This is a genomic window from Agreia sp. VKM Ac-1783, from assembly GCF_900177765.1.
In the GTDB taxonomy this organism is placed as follows: Bacteria; Actinomycetota; Actinomycetes; order Actinomycetales; family Microbacteriaceae; genus Agreia.
The window spans coordinates 24,533-47,267 of record NZ_FXWI01000001.1 but is presented as its reverse complement, the minus strand read 5'-3'; the positions used below and the strand labels follow the sequence as shown (position 1 = coordinate 47,267).

At 65.8% G+C, this 22,735-nt stretch carries 26 protein-coding genes; 15 read left to right on the top strand and 11 right to left on the bottom strand.

The genetic code is table 11. The features are described from left to right. Positions 1-2: 2 nt before the first annotated feature. Together CCK87_RS00230 and CCK87_RS00225 are read right to left on the bottom strand one after the other, a co-directional pair. Complete coding sequence (locus CCK87_RS00230; protein WP_086459522.1) at positions 3-614, bottom strand: TlpA disulfide reductase family protein; 612 nt, start codon at positions 612-614, stop codon at positions 3-5. Beyond that, positions 611-1,255 carry a histidine phosphatase family protein gene (locus tag CCK87_RS00225; protein ID WP_086459521.1) on the bottom strand — a complete coding sequence of 215 codons (645 nt, stop codon included), beginning with the start codon at positions 1,253-1,255 and terminating at the stop codon, positions 611-613. The genes CCK87_RS00230 and CCK87_RS00225 overlap by 4 nt, the downstream gene beginning before the upstream one ends. Positions 1,256-1,419: 164 nt before the next feature. Here CCK87_RS00225 and CCK87_RS18630 point away from each other — a divergent pair, with 164 nt between their 5' ends. Both CCK87_RS18630 and CCK87_RS00220 read left to right on the top strand, forming a co-directional pair. After that, entirely contained in the window at positions 1,420-1,548 is a 129-nt protein-coding gene (locus CCK87_RS18630; RefSeq protein WP_283160421.1) for a hypothetical protein, read from the top strand. 96 nt (positions 1,549-1,644) lie between these two features. Further along, positions 1,645-1,965 (top strand): helix-turn-helix transcriptional regulator, encoded by a 321-nt coding sequence (locus CCK87_RS00220; protein WP_086459520.1) that lies wholly within the window; start codon positions 1,645-1,647, stop codon positions 1,963-1,965. 31 nt (positions 1,966-1,996) lie between these two features. Here CCK87_RS00220 and CCK87_RS00215 read toward each other — a convergent pair whose 3' ends face one another. The 3 genes from CCK87_RS00215 to CCK87_RS00205 are packed head-to-tail and all read right to left on the bottom strand — an operon-like array spanning position 1,997 to position 3,149. After that, a complete protein-coding gene (locus CCK87_RS00215; RefSeq protein WP_086459519.1) occupies positions 1,997-2,566 on the bottom strand; it encodes a GNAT family protein in 570 nt (189 codons plus the stop codon). A 5-nt stretch (positions 2,567-2,571) separates the two neighbouring features. Further along, entirely contained in the window at positions 2,572-2,871 is a 300-nt protein-coding gene (locus tag CCK87_RS00210) for a Dabb family protein (protein ID WP_086459518.1), read from the bottom strand. Beyond that, positions 2,868-3,149, bottom strand: a complete 282-nt coding sequence (locus CCK87_RS00205) for a glutaredoxin family protein (protein ID WP_086459517.1) — start codon at positions 3,147-3,149, stop codon at positions 2,868-2,870. Before CCK87_RS00205 ends, CCK87_RS00210 begins: the two co-directional genes overlap by 4 nt. Positions 3,150-3,207: 58 nt before the next feature. Here CCK87_RS00205 and CCK87_RS00200 point away from each other — a divergent pair, with 58 nt between their 5' ends. Further along, positions 3,208-3,981 (top strand): HAD-IB family hydrolase, encoded by a 774-nt coding sequence (locus tag CCK87_RS00200; protein WP_086459516.1) that lies wholly within the window; start codon positions 3,208-3,210, stop codon positions 3,979-3,981. Positions 3,982-4,169: 188 nt separating this feature from the next. On the opposite strand, the gene CCK87_RS00195 is transcribed toward CCK87_RS00200, so the two are convergent. Further along, a complete protein-coding gene (locus CCK87_RS00195; RefSeq protein WP_003792170.1) occupies positions 4,170-4,268 on the bottom strand; it encodes an AURKAIP1/COX24 domain-containing protein in 99 nt (32 codons plus the stop codon). 123 nt (positions 4,269-4,391) lie between these two features. Between CCK87_RS00195 and gabT the strand changes: the two genes are divergently transcribed. Next, a complete protein-coding gene (gene gabT, locus CCK87_RS00190; RefSeq protein ID WP_086459515.1) occupies positions 4,392-5,723 on the top strand; it encodes a 4-aminobutyrate--2-oxoglutarate transaminase in 1,332 nt (443 codons plus the stop codon). Positions 5,724-5,913: 190 nt separating this feature from the next. Here gabT and CCK87_RS00185 read toward each other — a convergent pair whose 3' ends face one another. Beyond that, positions 5,914-6,111 carry a helix-turn-helix domain-containing protein gene (locus CCK87_RS00185; protein ID WP_044442490.1) on the bottom strand — a complete coding sequence of 66 codons (198 nt, stop codon included), beginning with the start codon at positions 6,109-6,111 and terminating at the stop codon, positions 5,914-5,916. Between the two features lie 127 nt (positions 6,112-6,238). Beyond that, complete coding sequence (locus CCK87_RS00180; RefSeq protein ID WP_086459514.1) at positions 6,239-6,739, bottom strand: metalloregulator ArsR/SmtB family transcription factor; 501 nt, start codon at positions 6,737-6,739, stop codon at positions 6,239-6,241. Between the two features lie 142 nt (positions 6,740-6,881). On the opposite strand from CCK87_RS00180, the gene CCK87_RS00175 reads away from it, so the two are divergent. From CCK87_RS00175 to CCK87_RS18150, 3 genes are all read left to right on the top strand, one after another. Continuing rightward, positions 6,882-8,324: a potassium transporter TrkG gene (locus CCK87_RS00175; RefSeq protein ID WP_086459513.1), complete on the top strand. Its 1,443-nt coding sequence runs from the start codon at positions 6,882-6,884 to the stop codon at positions 8,322-8,324. Next, positions 8,317-8,985, top strand: a complete 669-nt coding sequence (locus CCK87_RS00170) for a TrkA family potassium uptake protein (RefSeq protein ID WP_085483067.1) — start codon at positions 8,317-8,319, stop codon at positions 8,983-8,985. Before CCK87_RS00175 ends, CCK87_RS00170 begins: the two co-directional genes overlap by 8 nt. 143 nt (positions 8,986-9,128) lie before the next feature. Next, on the top strand, positions 9,129-11,630 hold the full coding sequence (locus CCK87_RS18150) for a hypothetical protein (protein WP_170927082.1): 2,502 nt from the start codon (positions 9,129-9,131) through the stop codon (positions 11,628-11,630). Here CCK87_RS18150 and CCK87_RS00160 read toward each other — a convergent pair. Beyond that, entirely contained in the window at positions 11,624-12,355 is a 732-nt protein-coding gene (locus CCK87_RS00160) for an SGNH/GDSL hydrolase family protein (protein ID WP_140162729.1), read from the bottom strand. The two genes, CCK87_RS18150 and CCK87_RS00160, sit on opposite strands and share 7 nt — an antisense overlap. Before the next feature lie 127 nt (positions 12,356-12,482). Continuing rightward, the gene (proC, locus tag CCK87_RS00155; RefSeq protein WP_086459511.1) at positions 12,483-13,331 is read right to left on the bottom strand and encodes a pyrroline-5-carboxylate reductase; all 849 of its coding nucleotides are present in this window, start codon (positions 13,329-13,331) and stop codon (positions 12,483-12,485) included. Between the two features lie 22 nt (positions 13,332-13,353). Here proC and CCK87_RS00150 point away from each other — a divergent pair, with 22 nt between their 5' ends. Next, on the top strand, positions 13,354-14,307 hold the full coding sequence (locus tag CCK87_RS00150; RefSeq protein WP_086459510.1) for a cation diffusion facilitator family transporter: 954 nt from the start codon (positions 13,354-13,356) through the stop codon (positions 14,305-14,307). Here CCK87_RS00150 and tadA read toward each other — a convergent pair. Further along, on the bottom strand, positions 14,253-14,726 hold the full coding sequence (gene tadA / locus CCK87_RS00145) for a tRNA adenosine(34) deaminase TadA (protein WP_086460300.1): 474 nt from the start codon (positions 14,724-14,726) through the stop codon (positions 14,253-14,255). The two genes, CCK87_RS00150 and tadA, sit on opposite strands and share 55 nt — an antisense overlap. Positions 14,727-14,816: 90 nt before the next feature. Between tadA and upp the strand changes: the two genes are divergently transcribed. From upp to CCK87_RS00110, 7 genes are all read left to right on the top strand, one after another. After that, on the top strand, positions 14,817-15,449 hold the full coding sequence (upp, locus tag CCK87_RS00140; protein ID WP_085483075.1) for a uracil phosphoribosyltransferase: 633 nt from the start codon (positions 14,817-14,819) through the stop codon (positions 15,447-15,449). A 397-nt stretch (positions 15,450-15,846) separates the two neighbouring features. Then, a complete protein-coding gene (locus tag CCK87_RS00135; protein ID WP_086459509.1) occupies positions 15,847-16,554 on the top strand; it encodes a winged helix-turn-helix domain-containing protein in 708 nt (235 codons plus the stop codon). Between the two features lie 62 nt (positions 16,555-16,616). Continuing rightward, positions 16,617-17,732: a glutamate--cysteine ligase gene (locus CCK87_RS00130; RefSeq protein ID WP_086460299.1), complete on the top strand. Its 1,116-nt coding sequence runs from the start codon at positions 16,617-16,619 to the stop codon at positions 17,730-17,732. Positions 17,733-17,870: 138 nt separating this feature from the next. Further along, positions 17,871-19,250 carry an NAD-dependent succinate-semialdehyde dehydrogenase gene (locus CCK87_RS00125; protein WP_086459508.1) on the top strand — a complete coding sequence of 460 codons (1,380 nt, stop codon included), beginning with the start codon at positions 17,871-17,873 and terminating at the stop codon, positions 19,248-19,250. A gap of 680 nt (positions 19,251-19,930) precedes the next feature. Next, complete coding sequence (locus tag CCK87_RS00120) at positions 19,931-20,938, top strand: ABC transporter substrate-binding protein (RefSeq protein WP_086459507.1); 1,008 nt, start codon at positions 19,931-19,933, stop codon at positions 20,936-20,938. 40 nt (positions 20,939-20,978) lie between these two features. Next, complete coding sequence (locus CCK87_RS00115; protein WP_249273639.1) at positions 20,979-21,995, top strand: iron ABC transporter permease; 1,017 nt, start codon at positions 20,979-20,981, stop codon at positions 21,993-21,995. Next, positions 21,992-22,732 carry an ABC transporter ATP-binding protein gene (locus CCK87_RS00110; protein WP_086459505.1) on the top strand — a complete coding sequence of 247 codons (741 nt, stop codon included), beginning with the start codon at positions 21,992-21,994 and terminating at the stop codon, positions 22,730-22,732. Before CCK87_RS00115 ends, CCK87_RS00110 begins: the two co-directional genes overlap by 4 nt. Positions 22,733-22,735 lie beyond the last annotated feature (3 nt).

Here is a 22,735-nt window from a genome sequence, read left to right as displayed (position 1 = left end):
TGCTAGCTCGACTCAGCAATGGTGTCGCGGATGAGCGTGTCGAGAATCGACGGCTCGCTCACCTGCCCGAGGATGCGCGCGGCGACACGGCCCTCTTTGTCGATCACGAGGGTGGTCGGCACGGCATTCGGCGACACCTCTCCGCTGAAGGCGAGCTGAAGAGCACCGTCGGTGTCGATGACCGAGGGATACGTGATGCCGTAGTTCTTCTCGAAGCTGATGGCCTGAGGCGCCTGGTCGCGCACGTTGACCCCGAGGAAGCTCGCACCCTGTCCGTCGTACTTGGCGCTGAGCTTGGCGAGCTCGGGAGCCTCGACCCGGCACGGCGCGCAGCTGGCGTACCAGAAGTTCAGCACGACGACCTCGCCGGAGTAATCGGCCTGGCTCACCGAGGATCCCTCGGCCGTCGTACCTGCGAAGTCGACAGCCTTCTGGCGCGCCTCGGGCTTGATCTCGGTGACCGTGCCGTCGCCGGCGATGTAGTTCTTGCCGTCGCCCGACAGGTACTGGTCTGCGAGGGGGTCGTTGGAGCAGCCCGCAAGCAGGAGGGCGCTGGCCACGACGAGGCCCGCCACGCCCGCTTTCGCCGCGCGGCGCATCCGGATGCCGTTCATACGGCACCCACGTCTGTCGCGTTCTCGGCCAGATCGGCGGCGGGATCGACGTAGCCGGTCTCGACCCAGCGATTGCCGACGCGCTCGAAACTCGTGATGCTCGAGAGTTCGCAGCGGCGACGGCGCGGATCGTGGAAGAGGGGTTTTCCGGCGATCGCGAGATGGGTCGTCCAGATGGGCAGCTGATGGCTCACGAGAACCACGTCTCCTGATTCGACAGAGTTGTAGGCGTCACTCATGGCAGCGAGCATCCGGATCTTGATGGATGCATACGGCTCGCCCCAGCTGGGGATGGTGGGATTGCGGAGCCACGGCCACGTTCGGGGGTTCTTGAGCGCGGAGCTTCGGCCGCGCATGTTCAGCCCCTCGAAACGGTTCGTGGGCTCGATGATGCGCGGATCGGTGATGATGGGCAGCTCGAACGCCTGGGAGACCGGTTGCGCCGACTCCTGTGTGCGCTGAAGCGGCGATGCGTAGAGGGCGCTGATGCTGCGACGCCTCTCGACGAGCTCGGCCGCGGCGGAACGCGCCATCTCATGACCGAGGTCGGAAAGACCGAATCCCGGGAGTCGCCCGTAGAGCACACGTTGGGGATTGAAGACCTCGCCGTGACGCACGAGATGGATCTGGCTGGCTACCACGGAGTCCAGTTTACGGAGCGGCGGTCGGGGAAAAGCTGATAGCCGATCTATGCGCTTACAGACCGCGAGAACAAAGTAGCGAAAATACTTCTCGGCCATAGAAATAGTTAGTTGTGCTTCCGGGTTGAGAAGTTGAGACTTAGAACAAGAAAGGTTCCCAACTCATGCTTATCGCCATCGTCGTATCGTCCATCTTCGCCGTCATCTCCGTCGCCGGAATCGCCGCCACCGTGCGCGCCGTCGCCACCGACGGGTACCGTCGCCAGCCCACGCGCGAGTACCTCGCCCGCTGATCCGGCGCCCTGCTTCGACGCCGTTCGACGCAGGGCACAAACGCATTGAGCCTCGGCGCTCTGGCTTCGCTTCTCTTATGCGCGACATCATGACGCGTGACCAAAACGCACTCGGATGCCGCCGCGATTTTAGGCGAGCGAGTGCGCGAGCAGCGCCTCAAGTTGGGTCTCACTCTCGAAGACCTCGCCTCGCTGTCGGAGATGCACTGGACCAGTGTCGGCAAGATCGAACGCGGTCAGGTCCATCCGAACGTCGAGACGCTCGTCCGCCTCGCGACGGCGCTCAATGCCGACCCGGGTGTCTTCGTCGAAGGCCTGAACGCGTCGATGTACTCCAAGCGCGTGCACGGCCTCACGGCGGCAGACTTCATCCGCGAGCGAGAGCGCGAGGAATCGCGGCGCTCCGAGGCGTCCTGACCCAGCACGCTGCGCGCGGCCGCAAACACCGTCAGGAGTCCGAGCGCGACCGCATCCATTCGTCGCGGCTGAGTATGTAGCGCACGCACGCCCTGACGGGCGAGCCTTCGGGCACGCCCGGATGCTCGAAGTCGTCGACGTGACGCATGCCCAGACGGCGCATTACGCCGCGCGAGGGCTCGTTGCCGACGGCGGTGATGGAGTTCACCTCGACAAGCTGCGGCGCAGCGTCCGGCGCGAATGCGGCATCCAGCGCCGCGGTCGCGGCCTCGAGAGCGAATCCTTGCCGCCAGTGTGCGCGCGCGATCCGCCAGCCGACCTCCATACCCCCAGCACCGGGCACTCCCTCGGGCATGGGGCCCACCCCCGTGAACCCGATGAACTCTCCGGTGTCCCGACGCTCCAGCGCCCAGCGGCCGTGGCCGTGGAGGTCGAACCCGGCGTCGAGCCGGTCGGCGGAGACATCACTTCTCTGCCTGTCGAGCACCGACGGAAAGTAGCGCATGACCTCGGGATCGGCGTTCATCGCGGAGTAGGGCTCGCGGTCGGAGGAACGCCAGCGGCGAAGGATCAGCCTGGGCGTCTCGAGCTGTGTCGTCACAGCTTCTAGAGTTCGAAGTCGACGCTCGCCCGCGTCGACACGAGCGGCCGGACGACGTCGACGGCCTTCAGGTGCTCGGGGTGCACCTGGTAGGTCTCGAGCCCCTCGAGGTCGTCGTAATCGGCGACGAGGCAGATGTCCCAGTTCTGATCGGGGTAGGCCACGTTGGGCCCGATCGAGAAGCTCTTGATCTCGGGAATGATCGCGGGCAGGGGCGCGAGGGCGGCCTGAATAGCGGCGGCAGCGGCGACCTTCCCCTCTTCGTCCTCAGCGGCGAGCTTCCATGCGACAACGTGACGGATCATGCCAACTCCTCGAGTTCGGTGGTGAGAGCGTTCGTGAGGCGCGCCGGGTCGACGCGCCAGATCGTGTGCACGCGACCATTGATCAGCACCACGGGAATCTCCTCGACGTACTCATCGAAGAGCTCGGGGTCGTCGAGGATCGACTTCTCATCGAAGACCACCGAAGGCACGCCGTCGCGTGGCGGAATCGTCACCAGCACGTCGGACACCACCTGTCGGGCGTCATCGCAGAGATGGCACCCCGGCTTCGAGAGCAGGGTGAGCTGGATGGCGGGCACTCATTCACCCTAGACCCCGACGCCGTCGCGTAGCCCGGGTGGGTACCATGGGGAACCCATGCCGAATACCGAACTGCCGCCGGGCAGCGACCTCGAGTCGCCCGCCGCAAATCGCCCTGTCATCGCCTTCTTCGATGTCGACAACACGCTTCTGCGCGGAGCGAGCGTCTGGCACGTGGCGATCGGTGCGTGGCGTCGGGGCATGCTCTCGCCCCGCGACATCTGGCGCTTCTTCTGGCAGCAGCGTCACTTCATCAAGGTGGGCGAGAACATGGGCCACCTCAGCGACATCAAAGAGAAGGCCCTGCGCCTGATCGAGGGCAAGACCCAGGCCGAGATCCGCTCGCTGAGCGAGGACATCTTCGATCGTCGCATCAGCCAGCGGCTCTGGCCCGAGACGGTCGCCCTCACGAAAGAGCATCTGGCCATGGGCCACCAGGTCTGGATCGTGTCTGCCACCGCCAGCGAGGTCGCCGACGTCTTTGCTCGACGGCTCGGTCTGACCGGCGCGCTCGGCACGCGGTTCGAATCGAAAGACGGCGTCTACACGGGCGTACTCGAAGGCCCGGTGATGCACGCGCAAGACAAGGCCGATGCATCCATCGCCCTCGCCAACGGCATCGGCGTCGACCCTGCGGAGTGCTGGGCCTACTCCGACTCGAGCAACGACATTCCGCTGCTGACGTTCGTCGGGCATCCGGTCGTGGTGAACCCTGACCACGCCCTGCACGCGCACGCGACGAAGCACGAGTGGCCCGTGATGCGGCTGAACCCGTCGAGCATCAAAGAGGCTCGCAAGCGCGTGCGCCGAGAGGCCCGCCGGGCTCGCTGAGCGCCTGCCCGCTGCGCCGGTCGAGTAGCGAGGGACGAGCGTATCGAGACCACCGTTACGGTGATCTCGATACGTCGGCTCCTTCGTCGCGCGACTACTCGATCAGCGCTTTCCGGGCACAGCAAAAGCGCCAGACCTGAGGCCTGGCGCTTGTGCTACTTCGGCAGCGCACAGCGCTGCGCGAGATGCTACTTCTTGTTGCGGCGCTGGTGACGTGTCTTGCGAAGCAGCTTGCGGTGCTTCTTCTTCGCCATACGCTTGCGACGCTTCTTGATTACTGAACCCACAGGGACCTCACGATTTTGAGCTTCGCTGCGCAGATCGCAGCGGAAGAGAATTTTGCCTCGGAGCAGTCTACAAGGCCGAACGCTGAACGACTAATGCGGGCACCAGGCGCCTAGGCTGAAGGCATGATCCGCGACTTCGACATCACCCAGCAGCGCTCTCTCGTCACAGAACTTCCGGGCCCGAAATCAGTCGCGCTTCAGGAGCGTCGAGTCCGTTCCGTCTCTCGCGGCGCCGGCACCCTGGCGAACATCTACATGGAGCGCGGTGACGGGGCGATCCTGGTCGACGTCGACGGCAACCAGCTGATCGATCTCGGCTGCGGCATCGGTGTCACCACGATCGGCCACGCGCATCCGGATGTCGCGGCCGCGGCCGCCGCGCAGGCCGGCAAGCTGACCCACACCCTCTTCACGGTCACGCCCTACGAGAATTACGTGCGCGTGGCAGAGAAGCTCGCCGAGATCACGCCCGGCGACTTCGAGAAGCACTCGATCCTGGTGAACTCGGGAGCCGAGGCCGTGGAGAACGCGGTGAAGATCGCCCGCAAATACACCGGGCGCCGCGCGATCGTGAGCCTCGACCACGCGTTCCACGGCCGCACCAACCTCACGATGGCCATGACCTACCGCCCCTGGCCGGAGCGCGCCGGCATGGGTCCGTTCCCCGGCGAGGTCTACAGCGTTCCCACGAGCTACCCGTTCCGCGACGGACTCTCGGGAGCCGAGGCGGCCGAGAAGACCATCGACTACATCACGACCCACATCGGAGCCAGCGAGATCGCGGCGTTCTTCGTGGAGCCCATCCAGGGTGACGGCGGCATCGTCATTCCGGCGCCCGGCTACTTCGCCCGCATCGCCGAGTTCTGCCGCGAGAACGGCATCGTCTTCGTGGCCGACGAGATCCAAGCCGGCATCGCGCGCACGGGAACCTGGTACTCCATCGAGCACCACGACGGCGTGATCCCCGACCTCATCACCACGGCCAAGGGCATCGCGGGCGGCTTCCCGCTGGCCGCCGTCACCGGCCGCGCAGAGATCATGGATGCCGTTCAGCCGGGCGGCATCGGCGGCACGTTCGGCGGCAACCCGGTCTCGACCGCGGCCGCCCTCGAGGTGTTCGACATCATCGAGCGCGAGGGCCTGCTGGCCGAAGCGCAGCGCGTCGAGGCTTCGCTCTGGGCGCGCATCGGCGACTGGCCAGAGAAGTTCGACGTGGTCGGCGAGGTGCGCGGCAAGGGAGCCATGTTCGGCGTCGAGCTCGTGAAGCCGGGCACGCGCGAGCCCAACCCCGAGGCACTGACGGCGATTCTGAAGTACGCCACCACGCACGGCGTGATCGTGCTCGACGCGGGCAGCTGGGACTCGGTGCTGCGCATCATGCCGTCGGTCGTCATCAGCGACGAGCTCATCGACGACGCGGCGACCGTCCTCGAAGAGGCGCTGGCGTCGCTCTAGCCGCCCTGCGCCGATCGAGTAGCCGCGCGAGGAACGAGCACGGCCCTGCGTTGATCGAGTAGCCGCGCGAGGAACGAGCGCGGCGTATCGAGATCACCCCGCGGTGGCCTCGATACGCTTCGGCCGCGGGCTGCCTCGGGCTACTCGACCAGCGCAGAACACTCCGCACTCGACCAGCGCAGAAGCGGGGCTACGCCGTGTCTGCTGCGTGCTGCGTCAGCGCCTCGGCCACCGCGGTCTCTGGCACGCGGAAGCTGCGTCCGAAGCGGATCGCCGGCATCTCACCCGAGTGCACCATGCGATAGACGGTCATCTTGGATACCCGCATCATGTCTGCGACCTCGGCCACGGTCAGAAAGCGCACATCGGGCAGGTCTGAACCAGCCATGGCGTCTCTTTTCTGTACGAGCATCTCTACGAGCACTGCAACGAGTCACAGGAGTGACGAATGAGACTCCGTGATGATTCGCAACTCTAGGGGGTGCACCGGATGCGGGGCAACCGGGTCACCGGCGCTATTTGCGCAGTCGCGACACCAGCCTGGTTGCGTTGGCCTGCAGATCCTCGACGACAGCCCGCGCCTGGTGGCTCGAGGTCGCGACTGTGCGCCCGACGTTACGGGCGAATTCCGAAGCCGAGCCCGCGGCATCCGGGGTCTGGCCGGCCGTATTCGTGTCTGCCCACTCGGCGTCGTCGTCTTTGAGCGAACCGTCGAAATCGGCCGAGAGAAAGGGGATGGCCCAGTCTTCTACCTCTTCAAGCGGCGAGGCGTCGAGCTTGTAATAGCGGTGCTGACCCTCTTCGCGAACGGCGACGAGGCCGGCGTCGCGCAGAACCTTGAGGTGCTTCGACACCGTGGGCTGGCTCAGGTCGAGCGCGTGAACCAGCTCGGAGACGCTCGACTCACCGGCGTGCGGCGTGACCTCGGCGGAACCAGCCGCCGTGTAGCGCTCGAGCAGCAGCTCGAGCAGGTGGCGTCTCGTCGGGTCAGCGATCACGGAGAAGATGTCGGCCATGGCACAAGGGTAGTCAGTCGATGGCTGATTACTCCTCAGCCGCGGGGCTTGGCGCGCCGACCGGATGCCTCTCCGGAGTACCATGACGGGAATTCAATCGGCCGGCCGAGCACCTGTCGGCCTTGTCTACGAAGGACGCTCGATGCGCATACCCGCACCCACGCGGCGCTCCGTCTACGCCAGCCGCACGCCCATCGGCCGCGTGCGAGACATGATCGACGAGTTCTCCGAGCAGTCACCCTCGAGATTCGCGATCCTCATCTTCACGGCGATGATCCTGATCTTCACCGTGCTCTTCTCGCTCCCCATCTCCCAGGCGAAGGGAGCAACCACCCCTCTCGCCGACGCGCTCTTCACCGCCGTCTCTGTGATCTGCGTCACCGGACTCTCGACCGTCGACATGGCCACGCACTGGTCTGTCGCCGGCCACATCTTCATCTACATCGGCGTGCAGATCGGCGCCCTCGGAGTTCTGACCCTCGCGTCGATCCTCGGCCTCGCCGTATCGCGCAAGCTCGGTCTGAAGAGCCGGCTCATGGCGGCGGGCGACACCAACCCGATGCGGATGCGCCACGGTGCCGTGTCGGAGGGCCAGGCCGTGCGGCTCGGCGAGATCGGCGGGCTGCTGGCCACCGTCGCGGTGAGCTCCCTCGTGATCCAGCTCGTGATCGCCCTGCTTCTCATCCCCCGCATGATCATCGACGGCGTCGCCCTCGGGCCGGCCATCACCGACAGCTTCTACTACTCGGCGATGGCGTTCACGAACACCGGATTCTCGCCCAACGCCGAGGGGCTCACACCGTTTGCGAACGACTACTGGTTCCTCAGCATCCTCATGCTGGGTGTCGTCATGGGCAGCATCGGGTTCCCGGTGATCTACGTGCTGTCGCGCAATATCAAGAAGCCGCTGCGATGGTCGTTGCACGTCAAGCTCACCCTCCTCACGTCGCTGATCCTCATCCTCGCCGGGGCCGTTCTCTACATCATTCTCGAGTTCGACAATCCGAAGACCTACGGCGGTCTCAACGCGGGCGACACGATCTTCCAGTCTCTGTTCCTGTCTGTCATGACGCGATCCGGCGGATTCTCGACCGTGCCGATCGACCAACTCAACGGCTCCAGCCTTCTCGTCACCGACATGCTGATGTTCATCGGCGGGGGCTCGGCATCCACCGCTGGTGGAATCAAGGTGACGACGCTCGCCGTGCTGTTTCTGGCCGCCTTCGCCGAGGCACGTGGCAACGAGTCGATGGAGGCCTTCGGACGGCGCATCCCCGGCGACGTGCTGCGACTCGGGGTGAGTGTGGTGCTCTGGGGCGCCACCACTGTGGCCTTCGCGTCGATCGTGATCCTGCAGATCACCAAGGCGCCGCTCGACTTCGTGCTCTTCGACGTGATCTCCGCCTTCGCGACGTCCGGCCTGTCGACCGGACTCACGGCATCCCTGCCAGACTCGGGCATCTACGTGATGGCGGCCACGATGTTCATGGGCCGCGTTGGTACAGTGACTCTCGCCGCGGCCCTGGCAGCGAGCCAGCGCCGGCAGCTGTTCAGACGACCCGAAGAGAGGCCCATCGTTGGTTGATCGCATCAAGCACGACGCCCCCGTTCTCGTGATCGGCCTCGGGCGCTTCGGCGCCGCCACGGCCGGCCAGCTCGACCGCCTCGGCCGCGAGGTTCTGGCCATCGACGACAACGACACTCTTGTTCAGAAATGGTCCGAGCGCATCACCCACACCGTGCAGGCGGATGCGCGCAACATCGATGCGCTACGGCAGATCGGCGCGGGCGAGTTCTCGATCGCGGTCGTCGCCGTCGGCTCCTCGATCGAGGCCAGCGTTCTGATCACCGCGAATCTCGTCGACCTCAAGGTTCCCCAGATCTGGGCCAAGGCCATCTCGAAGTCGCACGGCAAGATCCTCGAGCGCATCGGTGCGAACCACGTCATCTACCCCGAGGCGGAGGCCGGCGAGCGCGTCGCCCACCTCGTGTCGGGTCGCATGCTCGACTTCATCGAGTTCGACGATGACTTCGCGCTCGTCAAGATGTTCCCGCCCAAGCCCATCCGCGGAAAGAACCTCACAGAGTCGGGCGTGCGCTCCCGGCACAACATCACCGTGGTCGGCGTCAAGTCGCCCGGCAAGCCGTTCACCTACGCTACGGAAAAGACCGTCGTGACGGATCACGACATCATCATCGTCTCGGGCACATCGAGCGACATCGAGAAATTCTCCGCCCTCGAGTAGCGAGGCCCTCGAATAGCAAGACGGTCGCTGCGAGTGTCGGCATAAATGCGGACACCGAACACCCTCGTTCGGGCGCCATCGGATGCTAGACAAGGTGAGGGGAAAATCCCACGCCGCATCCAGGCCAACTCGAGGGAATTCCAGTGACCGACGAATCAACCGCGCCCGAGGGCCAGCCCAGCAGCCCGCCGCCGTTTCCACCGGCTCAGCCGCAACCCGCCGCCGGGGCGCAGCCACCCGCAGGGCCGCCATCCGTTTTCGCTCGAGCATTCGGTCCGCAGCGCCTGGCGGCGATGCTTGTTCCCGTGGCGATCACGCTGGTGGCGAGCTACGCGCTCGGGCTCCTGACGACGATCCTCACCGTGCTCTCGATCGACGAGCCCCGACCCTGGTCGTTGGTGGCCAGCCTGCCCCTGCAGCTGATGGGCGCCGGGCTCTTCGGAACGATCACCGGCTCGGTCTCCGCCGGCGCCATGGGCCTGTCTATCAGCGGCTCCGTGTTCGTGTTCGTCGTGCCGCTTCTCTTTCTGCTGGTGCAGGCCGGGGCTCTCGCGGTCACTTCTCACGTCGCCGAGCGGCGCGTGCCGAGCGACACGGCGTCGGTGCGCTGGATCACCGCACTGGCCCAAGGCCTGGTCTACTCCCTTCTGATCACGATCCTGACCCTCGTCGGCTCTATCGCCTACTCGGCGGAGGGCACGACGTTCTCGGTTACGACGGCATCGTTCAGCCTCATCGCCGGTGCGCTGGTGATCATGACCCTCAGCGCTGTGATCGGTCGTGCGACCACGCCCAGCGCCCGACTCGAGGCGAAGCCCTTCGGTGTCACCCTTCGACTTCCCGCGTCGCTCAGCTCGGCGCTCTGGATCGCCTGCGGTTACACCGTCGTCGCATCGGTGATCGTCGGCATCGCGCTCATCATCGGGGTCTCCGTGCAGTCGGGGCCGCGCGCACTCTTGAGCGCACCGCTCTGGCTTCCGACGGCCGCGGTCGACGCACTTGCGGTCATGCACTTCGGCCAGCTCTCGGCCGGCGGAAGCCTTATGCAGACGATGGGAACCTCGACGCCCAGCTCGATCTGGATCGGGTCTGCCGATGCCTGGGTCGTCATCATCGATATCGTGCTGGTCATCGCACTCATCGCGACCAGCGGCACGCTCCTGCGGATTCTCCGGGCCTCGCGACCTGCGAAGCCGGTAGCGGCCTGGAGCTCGACCATCGGCGCCTTCGCCTTCGTCGGTCTGCTCATCTCGATGTTCGGATCGGTCGCGGCAAGCGGTTCCGTCGGCGGTTTCGTCTCGGGCTCGATCACCGCTGGCCCCGCGCCGTACACGGTTCTGCTCTTCGCCGCGCTCGGAGCCCTCGTCGAGGTCGTCTCGCGCTACGTCGCAGGGTACGTGCTCGGGGTTCTGCCCGCCAGCCTCGTCGCTCGTCTGAACGGGCTCGCGCTGCGATTCGGCGGCTCGACTCCCCCTCCGTCTCCCGCTCAGCCCGCCACGGCCGCCGCCGCCGCTACGTCAGCGGCGACAGCCGCGACGGGCGTCGGGGCGCCCTCGGTCGTCGAGCCGGTCGCCTCGCCGACACCGGATGCCGGGCCTCCCGCATCCGGATCGGCCCCGGCCGCCACCCCGCTCGACCCGCGCACGAAGAAGCGCATCGTGATCGGCTCGATCGTGGCGGGCGGCGTGATCGTCGTCGCTGTGCTCGCCTCGGTGGGACTCTCGATCGCCAACGGTGTCGTCAACGCACCGCAGGCGAAGGTCACGGAGTACCTCGACGCGCTGAAGGACGGTAACGCCTCACGCGCGCTGGAGCTCAGCGACGTCGACGCACCCAACTCCGAGCGAGTGCTGCTCACAGACAAGATCTTCGCCGCCGCCGCCGAGCGCATCACGTCGTACGACATCACGTCGGTGACTACCTCCGGCGACTCCGCGACGGTGACCGCCGAGGTCGACCAAGACGGAAGCAAGGCCACGATGCAGTTCTCGGTGCTCTCACGCGGCAAGCAGTGGGTCTTCTTCGATGACTGGAAGCTCTCGCGCCCCGACCAGACGTCGCTCCCCGTGTACATTCCCGACACCCTCGACCAGGTCGAGGTCAACGGGGTGCCGATCGAACTGAGCGCAGAGCAGCGCGGTACCGTCGTGAACCTCCCTGCATTCCCGGGTCGCTACGACTTCAGCATCTCGAAGTCGAGCAAGTGGATCACTGCGGAACCCCGTTCCGGTACCGTCATGGCCGGCGGCCCGGTCGGCGGCACCAGCGACGGCGTCGAACTCGAGCCCAAGGCCACGCCGAGCCTGAGCGAAGAGATCAGCAAGCAGGTCGACGCGTACCTCGCGGAGTGCATCGCGTCGACGTCGCTCGAACCCGACAACTGCCCGAACGATCTGTACTACTCGTACGGCAACCCCACCAACGTGGTGTGGACCCTGACCGAGGCTCCGGTCTACGAGGTCGGCATCGACTACGAGGGCACGCTGCAGGTGACGACCACCAAGACCGGCTCTGCCTCGGTCACCTACACGTACACCTCGGGAGGCGTGCGCGACGGCTCGAACAAGTCGAGCATCCGGGTGAACGGTGATGTGAAGATCGACGGCGACAAGGCGACCTTCGTGCCCAACTCCAGGGGCTACTGAGTCGGCGAGGTCGCCTCGCGAGCCCGGACGCGTCGGGCTCGCGACGCGACCTCCGGCAGAAACGCCGACGCCCAGACCCTGTATCCGCGGTCGTTGGGGTGGAAGAGATCGGCAGCCGACTGGTAGACGGCCTTCACGATTCCCTGCCGCTTGGTCACCGCGTAGAGCGGCGCGACGGTCAGGCCGTGGCGCTCGGCGGTGGCCCGCACGATGCGATTGGCGACAGCCACCAGACGCTCGCGCTGGGGGATGTGAAAGCACGGCAGGTCTGCCACGATCGCGGTCGACGGCAGTTGCGAGTACAGCTCTTCGAGCTCGCGGGCGAAGCGCTCTTTCTCGAACGAGTTGATGTCGTTGGCCCCGATCGACACCGTCATCAGGTCGGGTGTGGCGTCGCGTAGCAGCTTGGCGAGCTTCGGCATCTGGATGGCGAGGGCCTCGCGAAGTCGGGCACCCGCGACGCTGAGATTGACGATGCGCACCGTGCGCCCCGTCTCTGCAGCGAAGTGGTTCGCCACGACCTGGACGTAGCCGCGATAGGGCTTCGATGCGCCGATTCCCTGCGCCGCCGAATCTCCGATGACCACGTAGAGCAGCTCGCCCGCCTTCTTCTGACGAGCACGCCAGAACGCCGAGTTCACCGGGATCGTGAGGTCTATGCGCGCGGCCGCCGTTTCGCGATGCCGCACGATCAGGCTGATCGGCCAGAGCGAGAGAAGGTTCACTCTGAAACGCTATCGCTGCGCCCCGACATCGTGCAGGGGCTTGATCTCGATACGGTCGCTGAGCGACCTACTCGATCGACGCACAGAGTGCGCTGGTCGAGGAATGAGTGTATCGAGACCGGCAGCCTCAGCCGGCGGCGAGCTCACGCGCGCGGGCGAGCGCCGCATCCGTCGCCCTGGCGAACAGCTCGTCGACTCCCCCGTCTTGCAGCACAGCGACGGCTCGCTCTGTCGTTCCGTTGGGGCTCGTCACCTGGCGACGCAGCTCAGACGGGGTGCTGGTCGATGCGGCGAGCAGCTGCGACGCACCCAAGAACGTGCCGTTCACCAGAACGGCCGCCTCCTCCGGAGTGAAGCCCTTCTCGACCGCCACCGCGGTGAGCTGCTCGATCAGAAAGAACACGTACGCCGGGCCCGAGCCCGAGATCGTCGACAGCGCATCCAGCTTGTCTTCGGGCACGACCACGACCTCGCCGACCGTCTCGAACACCCGTGTGACCAGGGCGAGATCCTCGGGCGTCGAGCGCGTTCCCGCCGAGAGCCCGGTCACGGCACTGCCCACGATGGCGGGCGTGTTCGGCATCGACCGCAGAACCGACACCGCCTCGGGCAGGCGCTGCTCGAAGGTCGCGACGGTCACGCCGGCCGCCACGCTCACGACGATCGCGCCGGGCTCGAGCGCATCCGCGATCTCGTCGAGCAGGGCCGGCACCATGGGCGGCTTCACCGCCACCAGAACGATGGATGCCCCGGCGACGGCCCGGCGATTCGCCTCGGGATCGTCGTCGGTCGCCCAGGCCGTGACCGCCTCCACGTCATCGAACTCGGCGGCCCGCGCGGCCGAGCGATTAGTCACACGGATGCCGCCGGATACGTCGACCGTGGGCGCGAGCAGACCCGAGAGGATGGCGCGCCCCATCGATCCGGCGCCGAGGATGGCGATGGCGGGCAGTGAAATGGCAGAGGTGTCGGTCACGGGTCCATCCTAGGATTGAGGCATGAGCGCATCCGGTGGCAGCAAGGCGATCTTCGCCGCACTAGCGGCCAATCTGGGCATCGCTCTGACCAAGTTCATCGCCTTTCTCTTCTCGGGGTCGTCGTCGATGCTCGCAGAGAGCGTGCACTCCGCCGCCGACTCGGGCAACCAGCTGCTGTTGCTGCTCGGAGGCCGCAAGTCGCGCAAGCAGGCCGACCGGGCGCATCCGTTCGGCTACGGCCGCGAGCGCTACGTCTACGCCTTCGTCGTGTCGATCATCCTGTTCTCGGTGGGTGGCGTCTTCGCCCTGTACGAGGGCATCGAGAAGATCAACAACCCGCATCCGCTCGAGGTGTGGTGGTTACCGATGCTGGTTCTCGTCATCGCCATCGGGCTCGAGGGGTTCTCCCTGCGCACGGCGATCGGCGAGTCCAACCCCACTCGGGGCAAGCTGAGCTGGTTGCAGTTCATCCGCCGGGCGAAGGCGCCGGAGTTGCCGGTCGTGCTGCTGGAAGACACCGCCGCGCTGTTGGGCCTCGTCTTCGCGTTCGCCGGAGTCGGTCTGACCGTGCTCACCGGCAACGGGGTGTGGGACGGCATCGGCACGGTCTTCATCGGCGCCCTCCTCGTACTCGTCGCCGTAATCCTGGGCATCGAGACCAAGAGCCTGCTGGTCGGTGAGGGAGCCACCGACGAAGACCTTGCCAAGATCGAGAACGCCATCACCTCGAGCCCCGAGGTCGAGCACCTCGTGCACCTGAAGACGATGTATCTCGGGCCAGAAGAGATGCTCGTCGGCGCCAAGATCACCCTTCCCGCGGTCACCACGCTCACCGACATCGCGTTGGCCATCAATGCCGTCGAAGCGCGCATCCGCGAGGCCGTGCCGATCGCCCGGGTGATCTACCTCGAGCCGGATGTCTACGCGCCGAGCGTGTCCGACGCGGTCGCCGACTCGCCCGAATCCCTGCGCTGATCGAAGAACGCGGTCAGCGCTGACGCGCAGGCGTCGGCCTCGACTCCAGCCCACACCTCGACCCGGTGGTTCAGCCGAACATCGCGCAGCACGTCATACACAGAGCCGACGGCGCCCGCCTTCTCGTCCCACGCGCCGAACACCACAGTGGGAACGCGAGCGCCGAGGATCGCCCCGGCGCACATAACGCACGGTTCGAGGGTGACGATCAACGTGCAGCCCTCGAGACGCCAGTCCCCCGTCGCCGCGGAAGCCTCGCGGAGCGCCAGCACCTCTGCGTGCGCGGTGGGGTCGTGCAGCAGCTCGCGCTCGTTGCGGCCTCGTCCGATGACCCGGCCCGAGGCATCCAGAACTATGGCCGCCACGGGCACATCGCCCGACGCCTCGGCGAGCCGGGCGTCTGCGAGGAGCTCGCGCATCCGCTCGCCGTAGGCGGCAGGCCATGGATGCGCGGGGTGCGATCGATCGGACATTCCGCCGGTCCCCTTCCGCTCCAGTAGATTGAGCCTATGCGAGTACACGTTGCCGACCACCCGCTCATCACGCACAAGCTCACCGTGCTGCGAGAGAAGTCGACGCCGTCACCGACATTCCGCGCGCTCACCGAAGAGCTCGTGACGCTGCTCGCCTACGAGGCCACGCGCGAGGTACGCACCGAGGTCGTCACCATTCAGACGCCGGTCGCCGAGACCCAGGGCCTCGCCATCTCGGAGCCTCGCCCCCTGATCGTTCCCATTCTCCGAGCCGGACTCGGCATGCTCGAGGGCATGATGAAGCTCGTTCCGAGCGCCGAGGTCGGCTTTCTCGGCATGGTGCGCGACGAAGAGACGTTCGAGCCGACCACCTACGCCGAGCGTCTGCCCGACGACCTGAGCGACCGCCAGTGCTTCGTGCTCGACCCGATGCTCGCCACCGGTGGATCGCTGAGTGCGGCGATCGAGTTCCTCTTCGACCGCGGCGCCGTCGACGTGACGGCCATCTGCCTCCTCGGAGCCCCCGAGGGCGTGGCTGCTCTCGAGAAGGCCGTCGAGGGTCGCGAGGTGCACCTCGTCCTCGGAGCGCTCGACGAGCGGCTCAACGAGAAGGGCTATATCGTTCCCGGTCTCGGAGACGCGGGCGACCGCCTCTACGGGCTCGTCTGAGGCGTTGCGAGGTCACGATCGACCTCGCGACGAAAAAAGTTCTTGACACGCGGAGTCATATTCCGCTTAGCTTTCATTTATGACTGACAACGCGCTCGCCCTTACCTCCTTTGAGGCACTGGGGACTGCTGGCATGATGATGCCCAGCAGCGCTGTCATGTGTTGCCGAATGTGTGCCTAATCCAGACACTGCGCCTGACAATCAGGTTCGCTCGGTTCTGAGGTCTGCTTCTCTCTGACGCAGAGACCTCCGTTCCTCCCGCATGGTTCTGACTCCTCAGAACTCTCCGCGGTCTCCGGCTCCCCGCCGCACCATTCGCACAACCCGCCCCAGGGCATCCGCTTCGTCGCCGAATCCGGCCGGAGCCCTCGGGCACATCATCGAAGGATCTCCCCCATGTCTCTTGCACACCTCGACACCCGCCCCGCCGCCGCCGTCACCCCGATCACCCGCTCCGAGCAGGTCGCTCCAGAGTCGTCGTCGGCTCATCTTCGCGCCGTGCCCACCGGCACCGAGGCTCGCGGCTTCGTTCTCTACGTCGGAATCGACGAAGACAAGGCTGCCGCCGACGGCACCGACCTCTCGGAGATCGTCGCTCAGCTGCGAGCACTCGCCGCCCAGCTGTCGCCGTCATCAGAGACCTACGCCGCGGTCGCCCTGGCCCCGCGCGGCGCCGGCGGACGCGACGTCGACGTGGTGCGCCTCGCGCTGCAGGATCCCGCAGCGCTCGCCAAGCACCGCCACACCCCCGAAGACGAAGACCGCGCTCGCGACGGCGTCGTCATCGACCTGTCGCGCAAGCGCGTGCTGCTCGACAACAACGCGGCGAACCTCACGTACAAGGAGTTCGAGCTGCTGCAGTACCTCGTGCTGCGCGAGGGAAAGACCATCGACCGCGCCGAACTCATCGCGTCGCTCTGGTCGGCCGATGACAGCGACATTCCGAACGAGCGCACGATCGACGTGCACGTGCGCCGCCTCCGCGCCAAGCTCGGCGACTACGAAGACATCGTGCGCACCGTCCGCGGCGCGGGCTACCGCTTCGATCGCCACGCCGACGTGTCGGTGCAGCACACCTCGACGCCGTCGCCCGACCTCTTCTAAGCCGAGGCACTGCTCCGCGGCAAGGGCTGCCACCAGCGACCTCGTACCAGTAGGTTGTGCTCATGAGCGCGGAACTGACGCTAGGCGCAGAAGAAGAGCTTCACCTCATCGACCTCGATTCGTGGCACCTCTCCGCATCGGCTCCGCACCTGCTGAATCAGCTGGCGAGCGAGAGCTATGCGGCCGAACTGCAGCGCACCACCGTCGAGACGAACAGCCGCGTCGTGCAATCGCTCGGCGAGTTGCGCGACGAGCTCGTGCGGTTGCGCCGGGGCGTGATGGATGTCGCGGGGCCGCTCGGCGTCGGGATCGCCGCGGTCGGCACGGCGCCACGTTCCGAGATCTCCGACTTCGAGCTCACTCCGTCGCAGCGCTTCGGCGCCATGCAGGAGAAGTACCGGCTCTTGGTCGACGAGCAGCTGATCTGCGGCTTCCAGGTGCATGTAGGAGTCTCCGACCGCGACCTCGCCATCCAGCTCGCCCAGCGCGTGGCCGAGCATCTGCCCACTCTGCTCGCCCTGTCCGCGAGTTCGCCGTTCTGGAACGGACATGACACCGGCTACGCGAGCGTGCGAAGTCTGGTCTGGCAGCGATGGCCCAGCGCGGGCGCGACCGGGCCCCTCGCATCCGCCGCCGAGTACGACGAACTCATTGCCGATCTGATCGCGACCGGCGTCATCTCCGACGACGGCATGGCCTACTTCGACATCAGACCGTCGGCCCATGCACCCACGCTCGAGTTGCGGGTGTGCGACGCGCTGCCGCTCGTCGATGACGCGGTGCTCATCGCCGGGCTTTTCAGAGCGACCGTTCGCGCCGCCGAGATCGACATCGAGAACGGCGTGCCCCTGCAGCCTCGGCGAGCGCCGGTGCAGAGGGCCGCCCTGTGGCAGGCCGCGCGTACGGGGCTCTCATCTGAGCTGCTGAGCGCCGGTCCCAGGCCGCGTCCCATCCAGGCTGGCGAGGCGGTTCGCAGTCTGATCGAAAGCCTCAGACCCGTGCTCCACGAGTTCGGCGAATACGAGGTCGTGCGCGATCTGGCGGAGCAGGCTCTCGCCCGGGGCAATTCCTCAGACCGCCAGCGTGCAGCATTCGCGAGGCGACAGAGCCTCGACGATGTCATGCGGCTGGTCGTCGACGAGACCGAATCGCTCGGAGCGCCGCCACGGCGAGCCTGACACGCGTCGAGATGCCAGTTGACGTCGACGCACGTGGCATCTCATCGGCGCGAAGCAACCGCTCGTGGCATCTCGGCGAACGGCACACCGCCTCTTAGAATTCGAAGACTGCATTCCTCAGATTCAAGGAGCACACCCGTGAGCGACTACGCCGTCATCAATCCTGCAACCGGAGAGACCCTCCGCGACTATCCGACGATCAGTGACGAGGAGCTTCGGCAGGCAATCTCTTCGGCCTCGGCAGCGCACGAGGAGTGGTCTCGACGCGTCGCGGTCACAGAGCGGGCTGCTCTCGTGGCGCGGGTTGCCCAGCTCCACACCGAGCGCCGCGAGCAGCTGGCCGAGATCGCTGTGCGCGAGATGGGCAAGACTCTGGAGCAGGCGCTGGGCGAGGTCGATTTCGCCGCCGCGATCTACCAGTACTACGCCGACAACGGCGAGGCCTTCTCTGCCGACGAGACGATCGAGCTGAGCGACGGCACCGGCTCGGCGTTCGTGCGCCGCGCTTCGCTCGGCGTGCTGCTCGGCATCATGCCGTGGAACTTCCCGTACTACCAGGTGGCCCGATTCGCCGGCCCGAATGTGGTCAACGGCAACACCATCCTGCTGAAGCACGCGCCGCAATGCCCTGAATCGGCAGCGGCGATCGCGCAGATCTTCGATGACGCCGAGGCCGAGCTGAGCGCCCACGACTCGGTCTACGTGAACATCTTCGCGACCAACGAGCAGATCGCGACCGTCATCGCCGACCCGCGCGTACAGGGCGTCTCTGTCACCGGATCCGAGCGGGCCGGTTCGGCCGTCGCGGAGCTGGCCGGCAAGCACCTCAAGAAGGTCGTCCTCGAACTCGGCGGCTCCGATCCGTTCATCCTGCTCTCCACAAATGACCTGGATGCCGCGGTGCAGGACGCGGTCAACGCGCGCCTCGACAACAACGGCCAGTCGTGCAACGCGGCCAAGCGCTTCATCATCATCGACGAGCTCTACGAGGAGTTCGCAGAGAAGTTCACGTCGGTGTTCACCGCGAACACCCCCGCCGACCCGATGGCAGACTCCACGCAGCTCGGACCGCTGTCGTCGAAGGCAGCCACCGAGCGGCTGAGCGAGCAGCTGGAGCGCGCTCGATCGCAGGGCGCGACGATCCTCGCGTCCGGTGACCCCGACGGCAACTTCTTCCCGCCCGCCGTGCTCGCCGATGTCACGCCGCAGATGGATGCGTTCCACGAGGAGTTCTTCGGACCGGTCGCGGCTCTGTACCGCGCAGCGAGCGAAGAGGAGGCCGTCAGGCTCGCGAACGACACTCCCTTCGGCCTCGGCTCCTACGTCTACACGACCGATCAGGAGCAGGCGCTCCGAGTCGCCGACGCGATCGACGCGGGCATGGTGTGGATCAACCTCGTGCTCGGCGACGCCGCCGAGCTGCCGTTCGGGGGCGTGAAGCGCTCCGGCACCGGGCGAGAGATGGGTCGCCTGGCGATGGACGAGTTCGTGAACAAGAAGCTCATCCGCATCGCGTAGCGAAGCTACGCTCTCAGCATCCTGCGAATTGCGCGATCGTCGCATCGGAGGGGCGGTCGAGAGTTCCGGGTGGTGTGCATCCCCAAACGGCTAGGAGGATCACCGAGCGACACGTCGCTCGGTGAACACCGACATGATTGGTCTTGGTGAAGATCTGCACATTCAACTGGATCGTCATGGCTCTAAAACCCATCCGCTGTTGCACTGATGACGGCACTCGGGAATCCTCATTACTGACGTTTGACTATGAGCCTTCGCCTAGGCGCGACCTAATTCGTCAAGAAAGGCACCGAAAAGCCCCAGTCCGATTCTCAAGGTCTCGCTGTCGTCAGCAAAGCCAATGCGGACGGTGCCTTCGATATCGAAGGCCGCGCCTGGAGTGAATAGCACCCCTGTTTCTTCAAGGAGCTGACGACAAAGATCGTACGAGCCCAGGGGAGCGCTATAGCGCAAGGTCGTCGATGCGACCAACGCTGATGGTGTTGAAGTCCCGGTGGATGCTTACGGAGTCCGTAATCTCGATCGGAGCGGCAATCCACCCCAATCGAAGCCCAGCAAGCCGACTACTCCTGGTACGAAGACAAGACATGGAGAACCCCGACGGGTACTCGAGGGACATGATCTACGAGCTCATCGCCGCGACCACGCCATAGTCGCTCTACATGAAGTAGAGTGAATGAGTGAATCCCCGTCGTATATTGATTCCGTTTGCCCTTGCCCTCCCGATCGCACTGTCGGGTTGCGCCGCCAGCGCCGCTGGAACGGCTTCCCTTGCGACACCAGGCGCATCAGCCCCGACCCAGGTCACAACAGACCCGTCATGCCCCGGCGCAGCAGAACTCAAAGACGCGCCCAAGCGAGTCGTCACGATGGATGCCGGTGCAGCCGCTTTCATCGTGGAGCTCGGTTTCGGCGACACGATCGTGGGCACCGCAGCCCCTGATTTCGCGGAGGACTTCGACGGCGATCTCCGAGCGAAGCTCGATGCGATTCCCGTGCTCGACAGTGCACGGGGCTCGGCGGAGGCAGTCGTTGCCGCGGAACCCGACCTCGTCGTAGGCATCTCGCCCTATGAATTCGGAAAATTCGATGGCACACCCTCGGTCCAACAACTGCATGACGCCGGCAGCGCAGCTCTTTCCGCCTGCGGCGCCATGCAGGACGGGCCGATGGACAACATCGACGAGAGATACAGATACATCGCTGCGCTTGCCGATGTCTTCGACGTGCCTGAGCGCGGAGAGAAGCTTATCTCGCAGCTCCGCACCGAGGTGGACGCGTCTGCGTCGAACGCGGCCAGCGACGAGGTTCCCGTATTGGCACTTTCGCGCGTTCCGGATGCCGGAACGGGCATCGCGACCAACGGCGGCTCCAGCTTCGCGAACGCCATCATCACATTGGCCGGAGGAACGAACATCGCTCGAGACCAGCTACAGGACTTCGCCACATTGTCGGCCGAAACGGTCGCCGCCGCTGACCCGAAGGTCATCGTGGCCATATCGGGGTTTTCGGCCGATAGCGACGCTGAGCTGAAAGCCCAGATTGCAGCAACCCCTTTGCTGGCAGGCACAACCGCTGCACGATCCGGCAACATCGTCGTCATTCCCCAGCGCACGCTTATGTCACCGAGCATGCTCAACGCAGAGGCCGTAAGGATGATCGCGGATGCTGTCGCCAAGGCGTCCTGAGCGGCCACTTAGAGCCCGACGCACAGGGCTCCTTCGTCGCGTGCCGACGTCCGTGGTCGTCAGCACACTCCTCGTCTTTCTCCTGGTTATGACCGTACTGAGCGTCGGCGCCGGTGCAATCTCGATCGATCCCCAGCGCATCGTGCGGATCATCGCCGATCGAATGGCAGGCTCCGGAGCATCCGGCCCCATGGACTTCATCATCTGGGATCTGCGGATGCCCCGGGTCGTACAGGCCGTCGTCGTCGGCGCCGGACTCGCGGTGGCAGGTGCGTGCGTTCAGGTGCTTGTGCGCAACCCCATCGCCGATCCTTACGTTCTGGGATTGTCTTCCGGCGCGGGTGTCGCGGCCGTTCTGATCATCACCACGGTGGGCGTTGCAACGGTGGGGGCCTTCCTCCTTCCGATCGCGGCGTTCATTGGTGCCGCCGCCACCGGAGCCGTCGTCGCAATGACTGCCGCATCTCGCTGGGGCCTCTCAGCCGGGCGCCTCATTCTTTCGGGAGTAGCCGTCGGGCAGCTGCTCGGAGGCGTGATGTCGTTTCTTCTCATCCGATCCGGAAATTCAGACGCCACCCAACAGGTCATCTTCTGGCTGCTCGGCAGCCTCGCCGGTTCGCAGTGGAGCCTCATCGCAATCATCGCGCCGGTGATCATCGCCACTATCGCCGCCACCCTGGCGCTCGCGGGCAGGCTCGACCTGCTCGGCCTCGGAGACGCGCACGCTGCCGCATCGGGGGCGAACCCAGGCCGCACCCGGCTTGTCGTCTTCGCCCTGGCCTCGCTTCTGACGGGCGCAGCTGTGGCCGCCTCCGGAACCATCGGATTCGTCGGCCTGATCATTCCCCATATCGCCCGCCTGCTCGTGGGAGGTATGCACCGCCGCGTGATCCCCGTCAGCGCCCTCCTCGGCGCAATCCTCCTCGTCGTCGCGGACCTTGCCGCGCGGACCGTTCTCGCACCATCGGAGTTACCCGTGGGCATCTTCACCGCGGCGATCGGCGTTCCGATCTTCATCTTCCTTATGCGCCGGAATCGAACGACGGCCTTCTCATGACCGCGCATGTGAGGTTCGAGAACGTCTCGGTTCGGTTCGGCTCTCACGACGCTCTGCGAAATGTATCCGCCGAGATCCATCGCGGTCACCTCGCCGCCATCATCGGACCCAACGGCAGCGGAAAAAGCACCCTTCTCAACCTGCTTACCGGACACCACGCGGCCTACAGCGGAGAGATCACGGTCGACGGCGTCGACATCGCACGGCTGAGGGGCGCCGATCGCGCACAGAAGATAGGGGTCCTCCGCCAAGACTCGGGCCCCCTTCCTGACGTCACGGTCGCCGAACTCGTATCGCTGGGTCCCCGGACACTTGACCGGTCAGCTGTCGAGCAGGCGCTCGACCGGGTGGGACTCTCGGCGCTCGCCGACCATCCCCTGCCCTCCCTGTCGGGTGGCCAAACCCAACGAGCCCTCCTCGCCCGCGCCATCCGGCACCGACCCTCGCTTCTCGTTCTCGACGAGCCGACCAACCACCTCGACGTGGAACACCGGATCGCGATCCTCGACATGGTCGAAGACATGGGCATCACGGTCGTCTGCGCGCTCCACGATATAGACCTCGCCAATCAGTATGCCGACGACGTACTCGTCCTCGCCGCGGGTCGGCTCCATACACAGGGAAGCGTGACGCACACGATCACAAGAGAAGTCCTCCGCGAGGTCTTTCACGTCAACGGAGAGAGCGTCATCACGGCGGCGGGAGCCAGACACATCATTCTCAGCAGACTTGACTGAACC

Coding starts and splice junctions, on each gene's coding strand:
- CCK87_RS00185 (WP_044442490.1), bottom strand. CDS start 6,111: ATGGCTGGTTCAGACCTGCCCGATGTGCGCTTTCTGACCGTGGCCGAG.
- gabT (WP_086459515.1), top strand. CDS start 4,392: ATGATCCGCGACTTCGACATCACCCAGCAGCGCTCTCTCGTCACAGAA.
- CCK87_RS18630 (WP_283160421.1), top strand. CDS start 1,420: ATGCTTATCGCCATCGTCGTATCGTCCATCTTCGCCGTCATCTCCGTC.
- CCK87_RS00180 (WP_086459514.1), bottom strand. CDS start 6,739: ATGGCCGACATCTTCTCCGTGATCGCTGACCCGACGAGACGCCACCTG.
- CCK87_RS00200 (WP_086459516.1), top strand. CDS start 3,208: ATGCCGAATACCGAACTGCCGCCGGGCAGCGACCTCGAGTCGCCCGCC.
- CCK87_RS00150 (WP_086459510.1), top strand. CDS start 13,354: ATGAGCGCATCCGGTGGCAGCAAGGCGATCTTCGCCGCACTAGCGGCC.
- CCK87_RS00110 (WP_086459505.1), top strand. CDS start 21,992: ATGACCGCGCATGTGAGGTTCGAGAACGTCTCGGTTCGGTTCGGCTCT.
- CCK87_RS00230 (WP_086459522.1), bottom strand. CDS start 614: ATGAACGGCATCCGGATGCGCCGCGCGGCGAAAGCGGGCGTGGCGGGC.
- CCK87_RS00135 (WP_086459509.1), top strand. CDS start 15,847: ATGTCTCTTGCACACCTCGACACCCGCCCCGCCGCCGCCGTCACCCCG.
- tadA (WP_086460300.1), bottom strand. CDS start 14,726: ATGCGCGAGCTCCTCGCAGACGCCCGGCTCGCCGAGGCGTCGGGCGAT.
- CCK87_RS00210 (WP_086459518.1), bottom strand. CDS start 2,871: ATGATCCGTCACGTTGTCGCATGGAAGCTCGCCGCTGAGGACGAAGAG.
- upp (WP_085483075.1), top strand. CDS start 14,817: ATGCGAGTACACGTTGCCGACCACCCGCTCATCACGCACAAGCTCACC.
- CCK87_RS00130 (WP_086460299.1), top strand. CDS start 16,617: ATGAGCGCGGAACTGACGCTAGGCGCAGAAGAAGAGCTTCACCTCATC.
- CCK87_RS00175 (WP_086459513.1), top strand. CDS start 6,882: ATGCGCATACCCGCACCCACGCGGCGCTCCGTCTACGCCAGCCGCACG.